Annotated in this window: 18 protein-coding genes, 14 tRNA genes and 1 rRNA gene; 31 read left to right on the top strand and 2 right to left on the bottom strand. The window is 48.8% G+C overall.

What is annotated here, in order from left to right:
• The 15 genes from rrf to ACAN55_RS08780 all read left to right on the top strand — a co-directional run.
• Positions 1-82 (top strand): 5S ribosomal RNA (rrf, locus tag ACAN55_RS24250); the annotation flags it as partial.
• A 6-nt stretch (positions 83-88) separates the two neighbouring features.
• Positions 89-164: transfer RNA gene (locus tag ACAN55_RS08715), tRNA-Asn, on the top strand.
• 1 nt (position 165) lies between these two features.
• Positions 166-241, top strand: a tRNA-Thr gene (locus ACAN55_RS08720).
• A 15-nt stretch (positions 242-256) separates the two neighbouring features.
• Positions 257-331, top strand: a tRNA-Glu gene (locus tag ACAN55_RS08725).
• A 38-nt stretch (positions 332-369) separates the two neighbouring features.
• A tRNA-Val gene (locus ACAN55_RS08730) sits at positions 370-445 on the top strand.
• Positions 446-495: 50 nt separating this feature from the next.
• Positions 496-570 (top strand) — tRNA-Gln (locus ACAN55_RS08735).
• Positions 571-580: 10 nt separating this feature from the next.
• A tRNA-Lys gene (locus ACAN55_RS08740) sits at positions 581-653 on the top strand.
• A 16-nt stretch (positions 654-669) separates the two neighbouring features.
• Positions 670-753 (top strand) — tRNA-Leu (locus ACAN55_RS08745).
• Between the two features lie 7 nt (positions 754-760).
• Positions 761-835 (top strand) — tRNA-Gly (locus ACAN55_RS08750).
• 8 nt (positions 836-843) lie between these two features.
• Positions 844-920: transfer RNA gene (locus ACAN55_RS08755), tRNA-Arg, on the top strand.
• Between the two features lie 17 nt (positions 921-937).
• A tRNA-Pro gene (locus tag ACAN55_RS08760) sits at positions 938-1011 on the top strand.
• A 12-nt stretch (positions 1012-1023) separates the two neighbouring features.
• Positions 1024-1097 (top strand) — tRNA-Gly (locus ACAN55_RS08765).
• 15 nt (positions 1098-1112) lie between these two features.
• Positions 1113-1186, top strand: a tRNA-Pro gene (locus ACAN55_RS08770).
• A gap of 12 nt (positions 1187-1198) precedes the next feature.
• A tRNA-Gly gene (locus tag ACAN55_RS08775) sits at positions 1199-1272 on the top strand.
• Between the two features lie 15 nt (positions 1273-1287).
• A tRNA-Pro gene (locus ACAN55_RS08780) sits at positions 1288-1361 on the top strand.
• Between the two features lie 74 nt (positions 1362-1435).
• Here ACAN55_RS08780 and ACAN55_RS08785 read toward each other — a convergent pair.
• Together ACAN55_RS08785 and ACAN55_RS08790 are read right to left on the bottom strand one after the other, a co-directional pair.
• The gene (locus ACAN55_RS08785) at positions 1436-1840 is read right to left on the bottom strand and encodes an ImmA/IrrE family metallo-endopeptidase (protein WP_379130918.1); all 405 of its coding nucleotides are present in this window, start codon (positions 1838-1840) and stop codon (positions 1436-1438) included.
• Positions 1841-1878: 38 nt separating this feature from the next.
• Positions 1879-2322, bottom strand: a complete 444-nt coding sequence (locus tag ACAN55_RS08790) for a transcriptional regulator (protein WP_379130920.1) — start codon at positions 2320-2322, stop codon at positions 1879-1881.
• Between the two features lie 287 nt (positions 2323-2609).
• Between ACAN55_RS08790 and ACAN55_RS08795 the strand changes: the two genes are divergently transcribed.
• From ACAN55_RS08795 to ACAN55_RS08870, 16 genes are all read left to right on the top strand, one after another.
• Positions 2610-3110, top strand: a complete 501-nt coding sequence (locus ACAN55_RS08795) for an ArpU family phage packaging/lysis transcriptional regulator (RefSeq protein WP_379130923.1) — start codon at positions 2610-2612, stop codon at positions 3108-3110.
• Between the two features lie 445 nt (positions 3111-3555).
• Positions 3556-3744: a hypothetical protein gene (locus tag ACAN55_RS08800; protein WP_379130925.1), complete on the top strand. Its 189-nt coding sequence runs from the start codon at positions 3556-3558 to the stop codon at positions 3742-3744.
• A gap of 50 nt (positions 3745-3794) precedes the next feature.
• Positions 3795-4208: a phage tail terminator family protein gene (locus ACAN55_RS08805; RefSeq protein ID WP_379130928.1), complete on the top strand. Its 414-nt coding sequence runs from the start codon at positions 3795-3797 to the stop codon at positions 4206-4208.
• Positions 4205-4381, top strand: a complete 177-nt coding sequence (locus ACAN55_RS08810; protein ID WP_379130930.1) for a hypothetical protein — start codon at positions 4205-4207, stop codon at positions 4379-4381. Before ACAN55_RS08805 ends, ACAN55_RS08810 begins: the two co-directional genes overlap by 4 nt.
• Positions 4381-5703: a phage tail sheath family protein gene (locus ACAN55_RS08815; RefSeq protein ID WP_379130932.1), complete on the top strand. Its 1323-nt coding sequence runs from the start codon at positions 4381-4383 to the stop codon at positions 5701-5703. The genes ACAN55_RS08810 and ACAN55_RS08815 overlap by 1 nt, the downstream gene beginning before the upstream one ends.
• Position 5704: 1 nt before the next feature.
• Entirely contained in the window at positions 5705-6175 is a 471-nt protein-coding gene (locus tag ACAN55_RS08820) for a phage tail tube protein (RefSeq protein ID WP_379130935.1), read from the top strand.
• 107 nt (positions 6176-6282) lie between these two features.
• Positions 6283-6705 carry a phage tail assembly chaperone gene (locus ACAN55_RS08825; protein ID WP_379130938.1) on the top strand — a complete coding sequence of 141 codons (423 nt, stop codon included), beginning with the start codon at positions 6283-6285 and terminating at the stop codon, positions 6703-6705.
• A 192-nt stretch (positions 6706-6897) separates the two neighbouring features.
• Positions 6898-8736 carry a transporter permease gene (locus ACAN55_RS08830; RefSeq protein WP_379130941.1) on the top strand — a complete coding sequence of 613 codons (1839 nt, stop codon included), beginning with the start codon at positions 6898-6900 and terminating at the stop codon, positions 8734-8736.
• A complete protein-coding gene (locus ACAN55_RS08835; RefSeq protein WP_379130943.1) occupies positions 8737-9507 on the top strand; it encodes a LysM peptidoglycan-binding domain-containing protein in 771 nt (256 codons plus the stop codon). It abuts the gene before it with no gap.
• Positions 9508-9510: 3 nt separating this feature from the next.
• The gene (locus tag ACAN55_RS08840) at positions 9511-10473 is read left to right on the top strand and encodes an XkdQ/YqbQ family protein (protein WP_379130947.1); all 963 of its coding nucleotides are present in this window, start codon (positions 9511-9513) and stop codon (positions 10471-10473) included.
• A 5-nt stretch (positions 10474-10478) separates the two neighbouring features.
• On the top strand, positions 10479-10775 hold the full coding sequence (locus ACAN55_RS08845) for a DUF2577 domain-containing protein (RefSeq protein WP_379130950.1): 297 nt from the start codon (positions 10479-10481) through the stop codon (positions 10773-10775).
• Positions 10772-11203: a DUF2634 domain-containing protein gene (locus ACAN55_RS08850; RefSeq protein ID WP_379130952.1), complete on the top strand. Its 432-nt coding sequence runs from the start codon at positions 10772-10774 to the stop codon at positions 11201-11203. Before ACAN55_RS08845 ends, ACAN55_RS08850 begins: the two co-directional genes overlap by 4 nt.
• Positions 11196-12254, top strand: coding sequence for a baseplate J/gp47 family protein (locus tag ACAN55_RS08855; protein WP_379130954.1), 1059 nt, complete (start codon positions 11196-11198; stop codon positions 12252-12254). Before ACAN55_RS08850 ends, ACAN55_RS08855 begins: the two co-directional genes overlap by 8 nt.
• On the top strand, positions 12251-12805 hold the full coding sequence (locus ACAN55_RS08860) for a putative phage tail protein (RefSeq protein WP_379130956.1): 555 nt from the start codon (positions 12251-12253) through the stop codon (positions 12803-12805). The genes ACAN55_RS08855 and ACAN55_RS08860 overlap by 4 nt, the downstream gene beginning before the upstream one ends.
• Entirely contained in the window at positions 12795-13457 is a 663-nt protein-coding gene (locus tag ACAN55_RS08865; RefSeq protein WP_379130959.1) for a pyocin knob domain-containing protein, read from the top strand. Before ACAN55_RS08860 ends, ACAN55_RS08865 begins: the two co-directional genes overlap by 11 nt.
• A 15-nt stretch (positions 13458-13472) precedes the next feature.
• A complete protein-coding gene (locus ACAN55_RS08870) occupies positions 13473-16442 on the top strand; it encodes a hypothetical protein (RefSeq protein WP_379130961.1) in 2970 nt (989 codons plus the stop codon).

Below are 16442 nucleotides of genomic sequence, written 5' to 3' on the forward strand. Positions count from 1 at the left end.
CATCCCGAACACGACCGTTAAGACCTCCAGCGCCGATGGTACTTGGACCGAAGGGTCCTGGGAGAGTAGGACGCCGCCAAGCGGATATTCCCTGATAGCTCAGTTGGTAGAGCACTCGACTGTTAATCGAGTTGTCACAGGTTCGAGTCCTGTTCGGGGAGCCATGCTCTCATAGCTCAGTAGGTAGAGTGCTTCCATGGTAAGGAAGAGGTCACCGGTTCGAATCCGGTTGAGAGCTCCACAGATTTCCTAAGATGGCCCGTTGGTCAAGGGGTTAAGACACCTCCCTTTCACGGAGGTAACAGGGGTTCGAATCCCCTACGGGTCACCATTTACCTTATCATTGCCCCAAGAGGGTCACCATAATATGGAGGCTTAGCTCAGCTGGGAGAGCATCTGCCTTACAAGCAGAGGGTCGGGGGTTCGAACCCCTCAGCCTCCACCATAATGCCCTCATATGTTTGAGAATATTATGGGAAATATATAGGTATCCATTGGGGATTAGCCAAGCGGTAAGGCAACGGACTTTGACTCCGTCATGCATAGGTTCAAATCCTATATCCCCAGCCATTTTTATTGCGAGCCATTAGCTCAGTTGGTAGAGCACCTGACTTTTAATCAGGGTGTCGAAGGTTCGAGTCCTTCATGGCTCACTTTTATCAGTTTCATGCGCGTGTGGCGGAATGGCAGACGCACCAGACTTAGGATCTGGCGTCTTACGACGTGGGGGTTCAAGTCCCTTCACGCGCACCACTTTTATGCGGACGTGGCTCAGCGGTAGAGCATCGCCTTGCCAAGGCGAGGGTCGCGGGTTCGATTCCCGTCGTCCGCTCCATATGTTTTGCGCCCTTAGCTCAGCTGGATAGAGCGTTTGACTACGAATCAAAAGGTCGGGAGTTCGAATCTCTCAGGGCGCGCCATTTTAATTTTATAGTTTCGGGATGTAGCTCAGCTTGGTAGAGCACCTGGTTTGGGACCAGGGGGTCGCATGTTCAAATCGTGTCATCCCGATTTTACATCTTTGCGGGTGTAGTTCAATGGTAGAACTTTAGCCTTCCAAGCTAATAGCGTGGGTTCGATTCCCATCACCCGCTCCAATAATTTTATAGTTTCGGGATGTAGCTCAGCTTGGTAGAGCACCTGGTTTGGGACCAGGGGGTCGCATGTTCAAATCGTGTCATCCCGATTTTACATCTTTGCGGGTGTAGTTCAATGGTAGAACTTTAGCCTTCCAAGCTAATAGCGTGGGTTCGATTCCCATCACCCGCTCCAATAATTTTATAGTTTCGGGATGTAGCTCAGCTTGGTAGAGCACCTGGTTTGGGACCAGGGGGTCGCATGTTCAAATCGTGTCATCCCGATACGCAGTTTATCGACTGACATTAACTCTTACTCCGGTAAGAGTTTTTTGTTGTGATTATAAGTTGTACGGAATCTATGGAAGCTGTATTTCAGAGGGGATACCTATACGGGAATAGTATACTTCCAGGGATTCACCCTGTTCAGGAGAGGAGTTGCTCATCAGCAGCTTCACTGCGAATGAATTAGCTTGGCGTTCCAATTTCCCCGGACAGAAATAAGAGCTTTCCTCCAGAAAAAAACGGTTGATGCCTTTATGCAGACGATCGTGCCCCAGTTCATGCGCACAAACAAACCGCTGCCATTCCAAAGACAGCTCATTATGAATGACGATAAATCTTCTTCTTAATTTACGGTAATATAACCCCTTCGTACCCTCACCCAGGTCCATATAACGAATATGAATGCCAAGTGCTCTGGAAAGCTCAAACGGGCAGTTGGTTTTATATTTTTTAATCAGACTATTAATCAGTTCATCCATGTTATTCACCTGCAGCATTATTAGAGTAGTAGTATTGCTTATTTCTGTGATTTAGGACTGCCCTTCGTTCCGTTCCTCTTATTCATCTGTTTGGCTTCCCAGAAGAGTCCTGTGAGCACATCCTTGATCCGCTGTTTATCCTCCTTGTTGAGAGGAATACCATCAAACATTAGCTCTCCGTCATCCTCCAGCATTTTTCGGAAATCCCGCTTATCCTTACTAGTGGCCCATTCAGGAATAATCTCCTCCGTAGGTGCTCCGGCATCCTGTAAATAACCGGCTTCCTCCATCAGTAATTCATACGAGGTACCCGTAGCGTCGGCAATCTTCCGTAGGGTCGAAGGTTTGGGAATGCCTCTAACCCCATTTTCAATTCTGGAAATTTGTGAGCCGCTGATACCGGCTGCTTCGGCCAGTTGGTTAATTGTAAGTCCCTTGTGTTCCCGAAGCTGTCTTAGGTAGATACCAAATTGCTGTTCCATTTCGCTACACTCCTTAATCACAGTTTGCCTCTTGATATTAATATAAGCCATTATTGCCAAGAGGTAAACATAAAGCGGGATAATTATGCCAAAAGGCAAGATAATCAGGGTATTTAGGCTATTATCCGCACAAAACACATGAATATGCGATTTTCGATAATCGGAAAAAAGTGGTATATTGTAATAAAAGGCGAACAAAATACGAACACTAGGATTTTACCACACCTCGTCGCATTTATCTGCAACAAATAATCACTTAATATTTCATTTAAAGGAGAGTTATATCTATGAATATATCTATACTACCTGAGCTGGACCGCCGGCGGACACAGATTGCTATTGAAGGGCTGCTGGAGAAATACCGTATTTTTAAGACGGTGACCTTTGAAGCCAGAGAGGCGGCGACCACTTACTCATATATGGAGAGGTTCCACGGGCCAACAAACAAGATCACTGACCAGACGGCTTCGATTGCCACCCACAATGTTGATGTACCGGCTGCAAGACGCGCATATTGTGAATGTATCGACTCGGTTGTGGAACGTTTGGATCCTAGAGAGCAGCAGCTTGTTCGGGAACGTTATCTTAAGAGAGATGAGATGTTCGATTATACGATTTATAATCATGTGTTTGACCCGCCGGTAAGCAAGGATACGTATGTAAAGATCCGGACGCGCGCTTTTTATAAAATGGCCCTGGCACTGATGGATTTAAACATTCTGTCCATAACTTCGTTGGTAAAGGCAGGGGGAGTGGCTCCTAAGCAGGAGGTAGGGAGTTCCTGTTAAGCGGGGAGAGAAGGGCTTCTGCTGACTGGTGTGAGGTGAAAGGAAGTCTGCTAAGTGATACGTAAACGGCTTTTGCTAAGTGAAATATACGGATGATACTGCTGATTGTTTGACGGCGTGCAAGACTGGAATATGAAATTAAGATTATAGAGAGTATGCGGGCTGTGTCTCCGAATAGGAGATACGGCCTTTTTCTTTTAAAAGCATATGGTTATACGGGATGGCCTGAAGAGCATCATCGCAAAAGCTCCTTTGACCCGCCCACAGGTCGTCTTTTCCTATCCGCAGACCCGCCGAAAGCCAATCTTAACTCAGCCGTATCACCGCCTCTATGCATGAAAAAAAGCGGTAAGATTATACCATGGCAAATGAAGCAGAAGGACACCGCGGGGGCATGGATGCCCCGCATAAGGATTCGGCGGTATGATCCGTAGGAATCCACCCGATGCGGTGCAAAGCTCCTTCCGGCATTCGCCAAACCTATATAACGGATATTGTCCTTATGGATGATATCCGTTTGTGTTTGTACGGCTGGACTGGCTCTCGAAAAGAGGGTGACTTAGTCCATGGAGCGTATGGAACATCTGTTGAGGAGGTGGTGGCAGCAATCAAGCTTAATCGGATTAACGTTTAATGCCGTCAAGTAGAAGCCGCTAATTATGCGGTGAAGAGAGGAAGGTAGCCATGTCAGTACAGCAATTGCGGACAGGCATTGCAGCCGCGCTTTCGCAGCATTTTACGGGTGTACCCGTGTATACGGAGGGCGAAGAACCGCAGGGCGCTTTTTTTCAGCCCATGCTGATCTCGGCAACTTATGAACGGCAGCGCGAGGGCAGATACGCTGTGGTCTACCGTTTTGGAATTCATTACAGGGGAGGTACTCTTCTGGAGGCGGAGGACATGGCGGACAGATTACTTGAAGCGCTGGCGCTCATCGAAGTGGAGGGGAGTCTCTTCCGCGGTTCTAAGCAGATCTGGTCGGCGGGGAAAGAGGGAGAGGATCCTTTTTTCACGGTGGAATATAATCTGCACCTAATGAGCGAGAAGCCGGAAGCTGTGAGTATGGCCCAGGTAAGCGGAGGAGGAAGGCTGAAATGAAGACAAGAGATGAGAAAGATAGTAGCTTCGGGAAGGTGCAGATCATGCAGTCTACACTTTTTTCACCCCAGGTTAAGGATGTGCTGCAGGTGGTTCTGCAGGATGATAAGCGTTACACACTGGCGGAAGCCAAACAATACATGGAGCTTTTTCTAAATAAGGAGGTTATTTAATGGCTGGAGGAACATGGACAACGCAAAACAAGGTACGCCCCGGCGTATACGTAAATATAGCATCGACCGGACAGGCGGTTGGTAAAATGGGGGACCGGGGTACGGCGGCACTTGCGCTGGCACTCCCTTGGGGACCCTCTGGAACGATCCTGAAGCTGACGACTCAGAACGACATGTACAAGCTGCTCGGCTATGATCTGACCCACAGTACCCTGCTCCCGGTGCGCGAAGCGCTGAAACGGGCGGGAACGCTGCTGCTATACCGTCTGAATACCGGAGTCAAGGCTGCGGTAACGAATAACGGTCTGCAGGTGACTGCGGCATACGGCGGGGTGCGGGGGAATAATCTCGCGATCGTCATTGAGAAGAATATCGAAGACAATACACGTTTTGACGTCAAAACGCTGCTGGAAGGCGCCGAGGTCGATAAGCAAACTGTTGCTTCCGCTGCGGGGTTGGTGGCAAATCCTTATGTACAGTTTCAAGCGAACGGCAGTGAAGGGCTGTTGGTCACAGCTGGTATGTCGCTGACTGGCGGGACGAACGGTACGGTGACGAATCTGGAGCATACCCAGTTCCTCAGCGCGCTTGAAGTGCAGGACTTCCAAACGGTGGGACTGATCTCGACGGACAGCCAGTTGAAGGCGCTGTATACATCTTTCGTCAAGCGTCTGCGCGATACGGAGGGCAAGAAGATTCAGGCTATTCTGGCGGATTACGCTGCGGCGAATCATGAAGGTGTCATCAGCGTGAACAATGGCGTTATCCTGAGTGACGGAACCGTTGTGGATAAAAATAACGCCGTAGCCTGGGTAGCAGGCGCAACGGCTGCTGCTGCGGTGAACGAGTCGCTGACCTATCAGGCATACGACGATGCGGTGGACGCGGATATCCGCCTGAGCCACACCGATACAACAGCCGCGCTGCTGGCGGGCAAGCTGGTCTTTACGTACAGCGGCGGCAAAGCCGTGGTGGAGCAGGATATTAATACGTTTAGGGACTTCTCGCCGGAGAAGGGCCGAGCTTTTGCCAAAAACCGGGTTCTGCGTGTGCTGGATGGCGTGGCGAACGATCTGAAGCGTATTTTTGAAGCCTATTATGTCGGCAAAGTGGCCAACAACGAGGACGGCCGGGCGCTGTTCTGGTCACAATGCGTGACGTATCTGAATGACCTGCAGAACCTTGGCGCGATTGAGGGCTTCAATGCCCAAACCGATATCATTGTCGTGGCAGGCGGGGACAGTGACAGCATTGTGCTTGAGGTAGCCGTGAAGCCTGTGGATTCCGTAGAAAAAGTATATATGAAAGTGAAGGTGGTTTAAGATGGCATTTTTGAAAGCAAGTGATACGATTTCCGGCCAGGAAGGCCGCGCTTATGCGCAGATTGGAACCCGTGCGGTGGAGATGTTCTACGTGAAGACGCTGGAAGCAACGGTAGAGAAGCAGAAGGCAGAAGTGAAGACGCTCGGACGCCGCGGCGTGCAGCATAAGGCTACCGGCTGGTCGGGGAGCGGCTCGATGACGATTTTTTATATGACGACGGAATTCCGCCAGATGATGCTGGATTACATGCACACCGGCATAGATACGTACTTCGATATTGTGGTAACGAACGAGGACCCTTCCTCCAGTATCGGCGCGCAGCGTATTATGCTGAAAGGCGTGAATCTGGACAGTGTCATTATGGCGTCGCTGGATACAGAATCGGATGCGCTGGAGGAAGAAGTGAGCTTCACGTTCGAGGATGTGGAGATTGAGAAAGCGTTCAATCAGCCGGCGGTTGCCCAGGCTTAAGTTCGGTGATGGATCACTAATGATATGAGCAGACAGGCCCGAGCGCAGTAGAGCGGCGGGTCTCTTCTCTGCCGGTATGGACATTTAAAAATCAGGAGGATATGAGAATGAGCGAATTAAGTATGTTTTTTGCGCAAAATGCAGTCTGTGATACGACCGAGGAATTTGTGGTGTCCCAGCGCTTTAAAGATAAGGAAGGCAATGCCGTGGCCTGGAAGCTGCGCAGCATGACCGAAGACGAGAACCAGGAATGCCGGAAAGCGGCTACCCGTAAGGTGAAGGGGAAAAATGGCGCTTACACGCAGGAGATCGATCCCAACGATTACATGGCGAAGCTGATGACCTCAAGCGTGGTGCATCCCGATCTGAAGAATGCCGAGTTGCAGCGCTCCTACGGTGTGCTTGGCGCGGAAACACTGCTGCGTAAAATGCTCCTTCCCGGCGAGTTCGCCGCTCTTGGCGAAAGGGTTCAGGCGCTGAACGGCTTCGGCACCGATATGAACGAGCTGGTGGATGAAGTAAAAAACTGATCAACGAGGGCGACAGTGAAGCGAACCTCGCTTACTACGCCCTCCACGAACTGCACATTCTGCCCCATGAGCTGATGAAGCTATCCTCCCGCGAGCGCGCTGCGATCTATGCGATGATCTCGGTCCGTGTGGATAAGGAGAAGCGGGAGCGGGCGAGGAGCAAGGGGAAGAAGAGATGAAGGGGGTGAATGGATGGAAAGTCCGGTAACAAGTACTGCATTGGTTCCGGTAACGGCTGTAACAGTGTGGCAGGATGTAAATTCACAATGGGATCATCTGAATCAGAATTTCAACAGAGCGAGCAATACGCTGAATGGACTTCAGAAGGTACTGGAGAGGATTTATGAGGAAAAGAATAAGTCATTTATGGAGGGTTTTACACGCGCTAATGAAGCTGCCCAGAAAATGTCCTCACGAACGGGAGGGTCAGATGATGAAGGAGGCTCCAATGTAAAGAAGGGATTCCTGGGCAAGGCTGACAAAATTCTAAAAGCTCTGGATGTCAGCGCATTTGAGGTCATCACCTATATCGGTGAGAAGGCCGTCGGCTGTATTCTTTCCAGGCGAAAAGAAGCTGCCGCGGCGGTTGCGGCTGGAGGAGCGGGAGGCGGAGCAGCGGCAGTAGCAGTAGCGTCCGGTGCTGGAAGGGAAGCTGCCTCGTCAGAACCTGCCAAGGGCAAAGAGAGGAAGTCGGGAGTTCTCTCGAAGACGATGGATTCGTTAGGCTCATTAGACCTCGGCGGAATATTTGGCGGCGTGAAATCGCTGGGTGAAAAGATTCTCGCGCAGAGCGAGGATACTAAATATAAGAAGAGTATGGAAGATCTTCAAGGCAATATGAACGGCGCGCTTGAGGCTATGGGCCAGAAGGCGACGGCAGCGTTAACACCGGTACTGAATATGCTGAATAATGCATTCAAGTCAGGACAAATGACGCAAGTGCTTAATTTTATGGCCAATATATTCCTTGTCATTGCCACAGTGATAGGTTTAGTCGTTCAGGGACTATTCTTCATGATGGGAGTCATTCAGCAAAACTGGGATGTGGTAGGCCCTATTTTGGCGGCGATAGCTTTTGTCTTATTGGCTGCGATGATCGTCCAGGTATATGCCTTGGCTGTGGCATGGCTTGCAGCGAACTGGCCTATCCTGCTGATTGTTGCGGCAATCGGGCTGCTTATTTACTGCTTGCAGCAATCAGGTGTATCTGTTGGGGAGGCGGTAGTAGCCATAGCTGCAGTTTTTGGATGGCTGAAAGCCTTCATAACGAATATTGTTATTTCACTCTATAATACATTCATTATTTTTGCGGATTTCTTCCGTAATCTGTTTATTGATCCAGCGTTTGCTGTAAAGAAGTTATTTTATGATCTGGCTATGAATGCACTGAATTTCATTTTTCAAATTGCTATAGGTATCGAGAACTTCGCCGGCGGATTTATTAAGGTTATGGCTGAAGCGATTAACTTTGTATTGAAGAAATTCAAGAGTCTTACAGATTTTTTAAGTAAAATTCCGGGTTTTGAGTTCTTGGCCAACATCAGTCCCAATCTATTGGATACCGCCAACCCTCATGTGTTCAGCGATACCATCAGCAAAGTCAAGGGAATGATTCCGGAGCCTACCAGTGACAAAGAAGTGTATAACACCAAAAAGAAAGAGTTTGTGGATTATACCGACTCCGTTGATGAATATACGAAAAAGGGCCAAGCTCTTGTCGACAAATTCGGATCTTCGGTCAATTTCAAAAAGAAAGGTAGCGGAGAAGGTACAGGTACTGCTACTAATATTAACAAAGTCAACGAAGTCGGATCAATCAACGATACAGTCAACATCTCCAGCGACGATCTTAAATTGTTGCGTGATTTGGCGGAAATTCAGGCGATTCAGAATTTTGTAGAGCTTACTCCAACGGTTCAGGTGACTACAGGCAATATTAACAATGCTGGAGACATCGACACCATCATCAATAAAATTGGTCAAAAGCTGAACGAGGAGTTTATTTCTGCGGCTCAGGGGGTGTACACCTAGGTGGAGGAATACGGAATATTTTTAAGCTTCAATAATCTTCAGGAAGTCTTCAGGCTGCCAGTCAATCCGGAGAGTCTGGACATCAAGGAGAGCGGTGATAGCAAGAGTTACTCCGTTATTGATGTGGGCGAAATCAACGCCATATCAGCGCCGAAACTGACGGAGCTCACGCTGGAGAGTATTTTCCCTGCTCAAATGTATCCTTTTGTACTTACGAATGATTCGGAGAATGGAAAGCGGAAAAAACCGTTTGAGTATGTGCAGATCATCAAGCGCTGGATGGAGAGCCGTAAGCCGATTCGATTAGTGATTGCGGGGGTAAAAAGTCCTTCCTATGTGAAGTCGAATAAGCAAGATTGGATTAAGGAGTCCAGGGAGGACAGGTCCAGCAGTACCGACACGTTTAAGGGGTTATTCGATATTGTCACCATCAACATGCCTGCAAGCATCGAGAGCTTCAGCTGGAAGCTTAGTGCCGGGAACTCAGGAGATATTGAATATTCGTTGTCTCTGAAAAAATATGAGTTCTACCAAGCCGTGGCCGTCAAGGTAGCGGATGGTAAAGTCAAGACTGAAACCAAGAGGCCAACCGACAAAGCCGCTCCTGCCACATACAAGCTGAAAGCCGGCGATACCCTATGGAGCATAGCCAAAAAAGTCCTTGGCGACGGCAGCAAATACAAAGTTATTCAGAAGCTGAACGGCATTTCTGACAGCCAGCTAAGCAAGCTTCCCGTCGGAAAAGTCCTCAAGCTGCCGCAAGGGGGATAACCGATGGAGTTGCTGGTGAAGAACAAGGAAGGGTTAATCTGGGATATTTCTGGGATTGCCACGGATATTGGCTGGAAGACCTCGCGCTCAGGTAAGCCGTCAACCCTGGACGTTACATTGGTGAACAGCGGGATTTATCAGCATCCGAAGTTCGCTATCAACAACGGGGATATTTTGCATTTTCGCAAGGATGGGGTGAATGTATTCTACGGCTTTGTCTTCAGCATTGACACAGGCTCAGATCAGCAGATCAAGCTGACGGCGTACGACCAGATCCGCTATCTGTTGGGCAATGGCAGTTATGTGCTAAGCGATGTGTCAGCAACTGATGTGATCCGCAAAATCGCCAAGGATTACGGGCTGCAGACCGGGGTGCTGGAGGAGGCCGAGTACAAGACGCCTTCCCTGATCGAGGATAATAAGAAGCTGCTGGATATCATTATGGGAGCTGTGGGCAGCGAACTGCAGAACAAAGGACGGCTGATGGCGTTCTATGATGATTTCGGCAAGCTGACGCTGAAGAGTCCAAAGTCCATGATCCTGAACCTGATTATCGGGGCGGGTCATGACCTGTATGAATTTTCGCAGAAAAAGAGCATCGACGACGAAACGTATAACTCGATTTTTCTCTATCAGGATAATAAGAAGAGTGGCAAACGCGAGTTCTATCCCGTCAGTGACAAGGAGAATGTGGCACGCTGGGGGATTCTTCATCTGTATCAGAAGGCCGACGATCAGGCGAATGAAGGTCAAATCGTGGAGAAAGCGAGAAATCTCCTGAAGCTGCATAACCGGGAGAAGGTCAGTCTGTCTCTCCAGGCGATCGGCGATATCCGGGTGCGTGCGGGCAATTTCATTTATGTGCTGCTGGATGGCTCCGAGGCGCAGCTGTTTCTGGTAGATCAGTGCAGCCACAAGCTGGCCGGCGGTGAGCATACGATGTCTCTCGATATTAAGGTGGTGTAGCAGAAATGCTCGATATTATTAAAAAAGCGAGCCTCGGGGCGGTATCGAATACGAATCCCGTGGCTTTTTCGTATGGCGTGGTGACTGCGGCGGAGCCGCTGCAAATTCAGGTGGATCAGCGATTCACCTTATCCTCGCATGCGCTCGTACTTCCGGAATCGGTCATGGAGAGCAAGCTTCAGGTTGCCGGGGCAGAAGTAATTCTGCGGCGCGGGCTTGAAGCAGGCGATCGGGTGCTAATGGCGCGGATGCAGGGCGGTCAGAGCTATGTGGTGCTGGATAGGGTGGTGAGTCCATTATGATCCCGGCAATTGGAAAAGAAGGCCCGATTACGAGCCAGCTTCAAGGGCAGGAAGACAGCGGGGCTGTGGAGGTTCCAAGCCTTACCTATCGTGTGGACTTGGATAAGAAACGGATCTCCGGCAGCATCGACGGGCTCGAAGCTGTGCGGCAGGCTGCGATTAAAATTTTGCAGACCGACCGCTTCGAGCACCTGATCTACAGCTTCAACTACGGAACGGAGTGGGGTCTTGTGCTTGGAGCAGACCGGCTTCTGGTCCGGTCAGAGATCAAACGGGTCCTGACGGAGGCGCTGCTGCAGGATGACCGGATTACCGGAATCCAGGACATGACGGTGCTGTTCGAAGGGGATGCGCTGACGGTTGATTTTACGGTGGAGACGTTATACGGCAATTTTCAGATGAGAAAGGAGATGGACGGGAATGTATGAGGATCAGACCTTTGAAGCGCTGCTGGAACGGATGCTGGCCCGGGTTCCGGAAGGAATCGATAAGCGGGAAGGCAGCATTATTTATGATGCATTGGCTCCAGCAGCGGCGGAGATGGCGCAGATGTACGTGGAGATGGATATCAACAATAATCTGCGTTTTGCCGATACCGCAGGGGATGAATATCTCGACCGCAGCATCGCCTGGTCAGGGATGACCCGGCATGAGGCGACGAAGGCTCAGCTTCGTGGTGTGTTTAAAGCGGAGAATGGGCAGCTGCTGGATGTGCCCATCGGCAGCCGATTTTCGCTGGATAAGCTTAACTATAAAGTCATGGAGCGGCTGTCTCCAGGGAACTTCCGTCTGGAGAGCGAAACGTCCGGCGCGGAAGGCAACCGTTATTTCGGACAGCTTCTTCCGATTGACTATATCACGGGTCTCTCCAGGGGAGATATTACTGAAGTACTATCGCCCGGTATTGACCGGGAGAACGACACTGAGCTGTATGCACGGTATCAGGAGCGGGTTTCGAAGCCGGTAACGAGCGGTAATCTGTATCAGTATGAGCAATGGGCACGCGAGATCACGGGGATCGGCCGGGCGAAGGCTTTTCCCTTGTGGAATGGGCCGGGAACTGTAAAGCTGGTGCTGCTCGGTAATGATATGCGGGCGCCAACTCCGGCCGTGGTCCAAGAGGTGCAGGATTATATTGATCCGACCCAGGATGGAATGGGCAGCGGTGTGGCTCCAATTGGGGCAGTCGTAACGGTAGCAGGAGCTGAAGAAGTGGCGATTAATATTACCGCACAGGTGACTTTGACAGGCGGTGCGACGCTGCAGCAGGTGAAGACGCAGTTGGAGGCTGGGGCAGAAGAGTACTTGTCCCGGTTGGCTTTTACAGAGCCGCTTATCCGGTATACCCGCATTCAGAACGTTATTCTGGATATTCCCTCAGTTGTGGATTATAGCAATCTCGTTGTTAACGGTGGCACCGGTAATATTGTCATTCCCGATGGCAGTGTAGCGGTGCTCGGGACGGTGACCCTGTCATGAATGCGGAACGATTAGCGCGTTATCTTCCCGAGTACTACAGCGGTGTGCTGGAAATGGAGAAGCTGCTGGGGGCCGAGGAACCGGAACTTGCTCTTTTGGAATCGAGAGTGCTGGATCTGTTGAATCAGGCTTACCCGGCATCCGCCACCTGGGCGCTGGAGCGGTACGAGAAAGAGCTTCAAATTGCTGTGGACCGGAGCAAGCCTGTGGATCAGCGCCGTTCTGTTATTTTGTCCAAAATGCGCGGTTACGGCAAGGTGTCAGGGGCGATGATTCATAACGTTGTCCAGGCTTTTGACGAAGGAACCATTGAAGTGGGCGTATCGCACGCAGAGTACAAAATCATCATCACGTTTGTAGATACGCTCGGGATTCCCGCGAATCTGGACGATGTGAAGCGGGCACTGGAGGAAATCAAGCCGGCACATATGACGCTCGCGTACGAGTTCCGCTTCCTGCTGCTCAACGAGATTCACGGCGTCATGACGCTGAAGCAATTAGAACACATACCATTATCTAAATTTGCAGGAGGTGAGGGATTTGGCCACTAACACGCCGAACCTGAATTTGCTTAAAAAGAATCCGGCAACGGATGGAAACGAAACGTTCAATATTCAAACGATGTTGAATGAGAACTGGGATAAGGTGGATGCCGCGGTGGGCCTAGCGCAGCGTGTAAAGCTGACAAAGGACAGTGGGTATCTACTCGATCCTCCCACTACTAACCTGGATGATTGGTTGACTGTAGGGTGGTATTACGCTGGGAGTACAGTAACAAGTGGTAAGCCTTCTGGGGCGGGGGATGGCTTTGTTTACGTCATGGCGTATAACAGTACGACAGTTCTTCAGCTCTATTATGAAAAAAATGGTGCGTCCATTCAGTGGAGATACCATGGTGCAACGTGGACCGCCTGGAAAAAGATAGCGACCACGGATTCGCCAGCTTTTACAGGAGTTGTTACCGTACCTACGGAGGCAGCGGGAAGCAATAACACACGGGCAGCGAATACGGCTTTTGTCAAAACTGCTCTGGATAATGCGCTGACAGGCATAAGTAGCAACGCTGCTAGTATCACGGTAGCGGACGCCGGGAATTACTACGCTGGGGCTAATGCCGAGGACGTACTGCAAGAGATAGGAGCGGCTTTTGTAGGCGTTCAGGGTCCACTAGCTACAGCTATCGCTAACACTTTAGGTTCATAGAGAGAGGTGAAATAAATGCCAGTAATTACAGACGCAACGCTTATAACAAGTCCTGACTTTAACACGGCCAGTGCCAACCAAAATTTAGGGGGTCGCAAACAGATCGTTTTGCAAGACGGCACTCTTGTAGCTGTTTATAGACAATCTGTGGGGAACGCCGGTTGGGAAATAAAGTCATCGACAGATGGTAGTACTTGGAGCTTAATAAAATCAACACTTGGCCTATCATCAATAGCTGACGTAAGTATCGTACCTATCGGTAACGATGTGGGTATAGTTTGGTCTCAGGCAAACAGCATCCTATTCGCAAGGTACAAAAAGGACGGTACTCAGATAGGCGCTAATAAGGACCTAGCAGCAGGTACAGGTTATGCTGTCAATGGAGGCGCTATTGATGTATCTATTGAAATAAGTGATGATGGCAAGGAACTACACGTGGCCTTCACTAATATCAATAACCAGACACCGAATAGCATAAATATTGGCTATGTAAAGGGAACTATCAAAGACAATATGATTGTTTGGAATAATTTTGTCCCCGTCACAACAGAAAATACCATAGGACGCCATATACAATACCCGAGAATAGTAATTCTGCCTAATGGTCATGTGGGCATATTCGTCATGGCACAAATCAGTACTTCTGATATTCGCGTAATGATGTACACCAACAACAGCACGTTTAGAGTGAGCGGACCACAATCAACAGATCAATACTGGGGTGTTTACCAAGTATACGGAGGGGTCAGCGGTACTTCATATGCGCAAGCAGTAGATGATGTCATGTATGTTCCTGCTAGCATCAACGGATTACAATTTGGTCGTATCTGGGTTACTTTCCATGGCAGGGACAATGTAGAAACAACGTACGACAATGTCTTTGTGGCCTATTCCGACAATTTAGGTGTATCATGGACAGTTACTAGAATCACCAACTCAACTACGACAGCCACTAACAAGAGATACCCATCAATAACGGCTAATCATAAGAATAGAATATTCTTAGTTTATCAGGACGGTAATACAGGCTGTGTAGCTTTGGTAAATGATGCCGGTACGTGGTCTGCTCATACAGCTCTGGTGTCTGGTCAACGTTGGCCACATTTACTTTTCGATCGTTTATTCAATTTTAAATTTAACAATCCGTTGTACATCTTCCTTAACGCCAATTCAACATTACACATCGGATTTAAAGGTTCATGGACAAAGAATAGCATCTCTGTAGCGCCCGGTTCAATTGGTACAAAGACAGGTGCTAATAAATCTAATCTTTTGACCTACAGCATAACTAGCGATGCCGCTATGACTGCGATAACAGAAGCTGTGAACGGGGTTATAGTAGCCACTAAGAATATCGCAAGCGGCGAGAGTACTGCGGTCAATCTGTCTGCCGAGCAGTGGGACGCTATCAAGTATGGTAAATACAATGCAGTTGAACAACTTCTCTCCCAGCTTCCTGTAGATTGGGAACAGGGAATGCATGCAGGCAGTGCTGTGGGTACTGCTGTTACTACCGTTGCTAGTAGTTTAACTGTTAGATACAAGACGCCAATAGTAGTTGAACCTAACACCGAATATATCTTCAAAGCCACCAACACTAAGAAAGAGCTAATAGCTAGCTCAATCATGGAAGCAGACAGTAGTGGCTTGCGGACGGTTGCCACCCTCTCGGCGCTTCCCGGTACTAAGTTTAGAACAGCCGCAAATACCACACGTATCTATATTAACCTGACACTTAACCCATCTATGTCAATAGTCCCGGCTGATGTTATAGTGTTCGCGCCCGAGCTTTCGAAAGTGCGCCTTAATAATGAAATAACTATAACTATGGGAGACGACACTTGGACCTATAGATTCAGCAAGATACCCGCCGCAGGTGATTCATTGGTTGGTACAGCAAAGGCAGCGCAAGATACTAATAGCACGTTTTTGCCTAGTATAAAAGCTAAGATAGGTGCAGCTATACGTTCTCGCAATGGTAGCGTTCGTAATGACGCTTCATGGGACACTATGTTATCAGCACTTAAAGCAGCTCCTGCGGTGAGCGGTTCGAATGTAAACCTCGGCGCTATGCAATCCGCCCAGTTAATTTATCTAGACCAGCTGGAATTTAATGACGAACTAGATGAACTTTGCATAACTCTTTCGCATGATACCAGTCCGCAATATTTCCTAAGAGCCTATGTAGGTATGACACAGATATTCTCAATGCCGCTCAGTGGCCAGATGTATGGTCTTGTAAGGATGGGTGATTATATCTGGTTTAACAGTAGCACCACACTTTATAAGTATAAGTTGAATGGGAATGCTAACCCCACTCAAGTGTGGTCTAAAGTCTTTAATACTGCTTCGAGTGGTGCCAAAAATATTATCTTAGCTGATGGTTCTTGCGTGTCGGGTTCTAATAACTCAACAGTAATAGAGATAACAAGCGCATCTGGCGCATTCGTTAAAACCATAAATACAGGTACTAGTATCTGGGCTAACGGGCTAATGTGCGCAGACCCTTCCGATCCAAACATGATATATGTATGGCTAAGTAACTCTAGTATCTCTAAAATAAATGTAAGCACTGGCACTACTGTTTGGAACACAAGCCACGGCTCCGGTGTTAGTATGGAGTTGATTTTGTATAAGAGCTGTTTATTCTTATCAGCAGGGAACAGCTTATATAAAATAGATGCCAGCACCGGAACAATAATAGCTACAATGACTTTCGCGGCTGCGCCTAACAATTTCCAGATAGACATATTTGGAAACCTCTTAGTTGGCGTTTACACCTACGGTATGTATGCGGCTCAGGCTGACAATATGCCTACAACACTAAATGAGTGGACGCCTATCTCTACGCAACTCAATGGAATTAGTAGCTACATCCCTACTCCACAAGTTCGTTCCATGTTCAAACTAGGTAGGAAACGCGCTTATCTCTACAATTACCAAAATTACTTTATAGTATTTCAATTAACTTATGGACTGGAGTGA

This window comes from Paenibacillus oryziterrae (assembly GCF_042610485.1).
Taxonomy (GTDB): Bacteria; Bacillota; Bacilli; order Paenibacillales; family Paenibacillaceae; genus Paenibacillus_AQ.

What these genes read in the sequence shown, in the direction of transcription:
- ACAN55_RS08820 (WP_379130935.1), top strand. Translation starts at nt 5,705, where the DNA reads ATGGCATTTTTGAAAGCAAGTGATACGATTTCCGGCCAGGAAGGCCGC.
- ACAN55_RS08785 (WP_379130918.1), bottom strand. Translation starts at nt 1,840, where the DNA reads ATGGATGAACTGATTAATAGTCTGATTAAAAAATATAAAACCAACTGC.
- ACAN55_RS08815 (WP_379130932.1), top strand. Translation starts at nt 4,381, where the DNA reads ATGGCTGGAGGAACATGGACAACGCAAAACAAGGTACGCCCCGGCGTA.
- ACAN55_RS08795 (WP_379130923.1), top strand. Translation starts at nt 2,610, where the DNA reads ATGAATATATCTATACTACCTGAGCTGGACCGCCGGCGGACACAGATT.
- ACAN55_RS08830 (WP_379130941.1), top strand. Translation starts at nt 6,898, where the DNA reads ATGGAAAGTCCGGTAACAAGTACTGCATTGGTTCCGGTAACGGCTGTA.
- ACAN55_RS08825 (WP_379130938.1), top strand. Translation starts at nt 6,283, where the DNA reads ATGAGCGAATTAAGTATGTTTTTTGCGCAAAATGCAGTCTGTGATACG.
- ACAN55_RS08790 (WP_379130920.1), bottom strand. Translation starts at nt 2,322, where the DNA reads ATGGAACAGCAATTTGGTATCTACCTAAGACAGCTTCGGGAACACAAG.
- ACAN55_RS08810 (WP_379130930.1), top strand. Translation starts at nt 4,205, where the DNA reads ATGAAGACAAGAGATGAGAAAGATAGTAGCTTCGGGAAGGTGCAGATC.
- ACAN55_RS08850 (WP_379130952.1), top strand. Translation starts at nt 10,772, where the DNA reads ATGATCCCGGCAATTGGAAAAGAAGGCCCGATTACGAGCCAGCTTCAA.
- ACAN55_RS08800 (WP_379130925.1), top strand. Translation starts at nt 3,556, where the DNA reads ATGCGGTGCAAAGCTCCTTCCGGCATTCGCCAAACCTATATAACGGAT.
- ACAN55_RS08840 (WP_379130947.1), top strand. Translation starts at nt 9,511, where the DNA reads ATGGAGTTGCTGGTGAAGAACAAGGAAGGGTTAATCTGGGATATTTCT.
- ACAN55_RS08855 (WP_379130954.1), top strand. Translation starts at nt 11,196, where the DNA reads ATGTATGAGGATCAGACCTTTGAAGCGCTGCTGGAACGGATGCTGGCC.
- ACAN55_RS08870 (WP_379130961.1), top strand. Translation starts at nt 13,473, where the DNA reads ATGCCAGTAATTACAGACGCAACGCTTATAACAAGTCCTGACTTTAAC.
- ACAN55_RS08845 (WP_379130950.1), top strand. Translation starts at nt 10,479, where the DNA reads ATGCTCGATATTATTAAAAAAGCGAGCCTCGGGGCGGTATCGAATACG.
- ACAN55_RS08860 (WP_379130956.1), top strand. Translation starts at nt 12,251, where the DNA reads ATGAATGCGGAACGATTAGCGCGTTATCTTCCCGAGTACTACAGCGGT.
- ACAN55_RS08805 (WP_379130928.1), top strand. Translation starts at nt 3,795, where the DNA reads ATGTCAGTACAGCAATTGCGGACAGGCATTGCAGCCGCGCTTTCGCAG.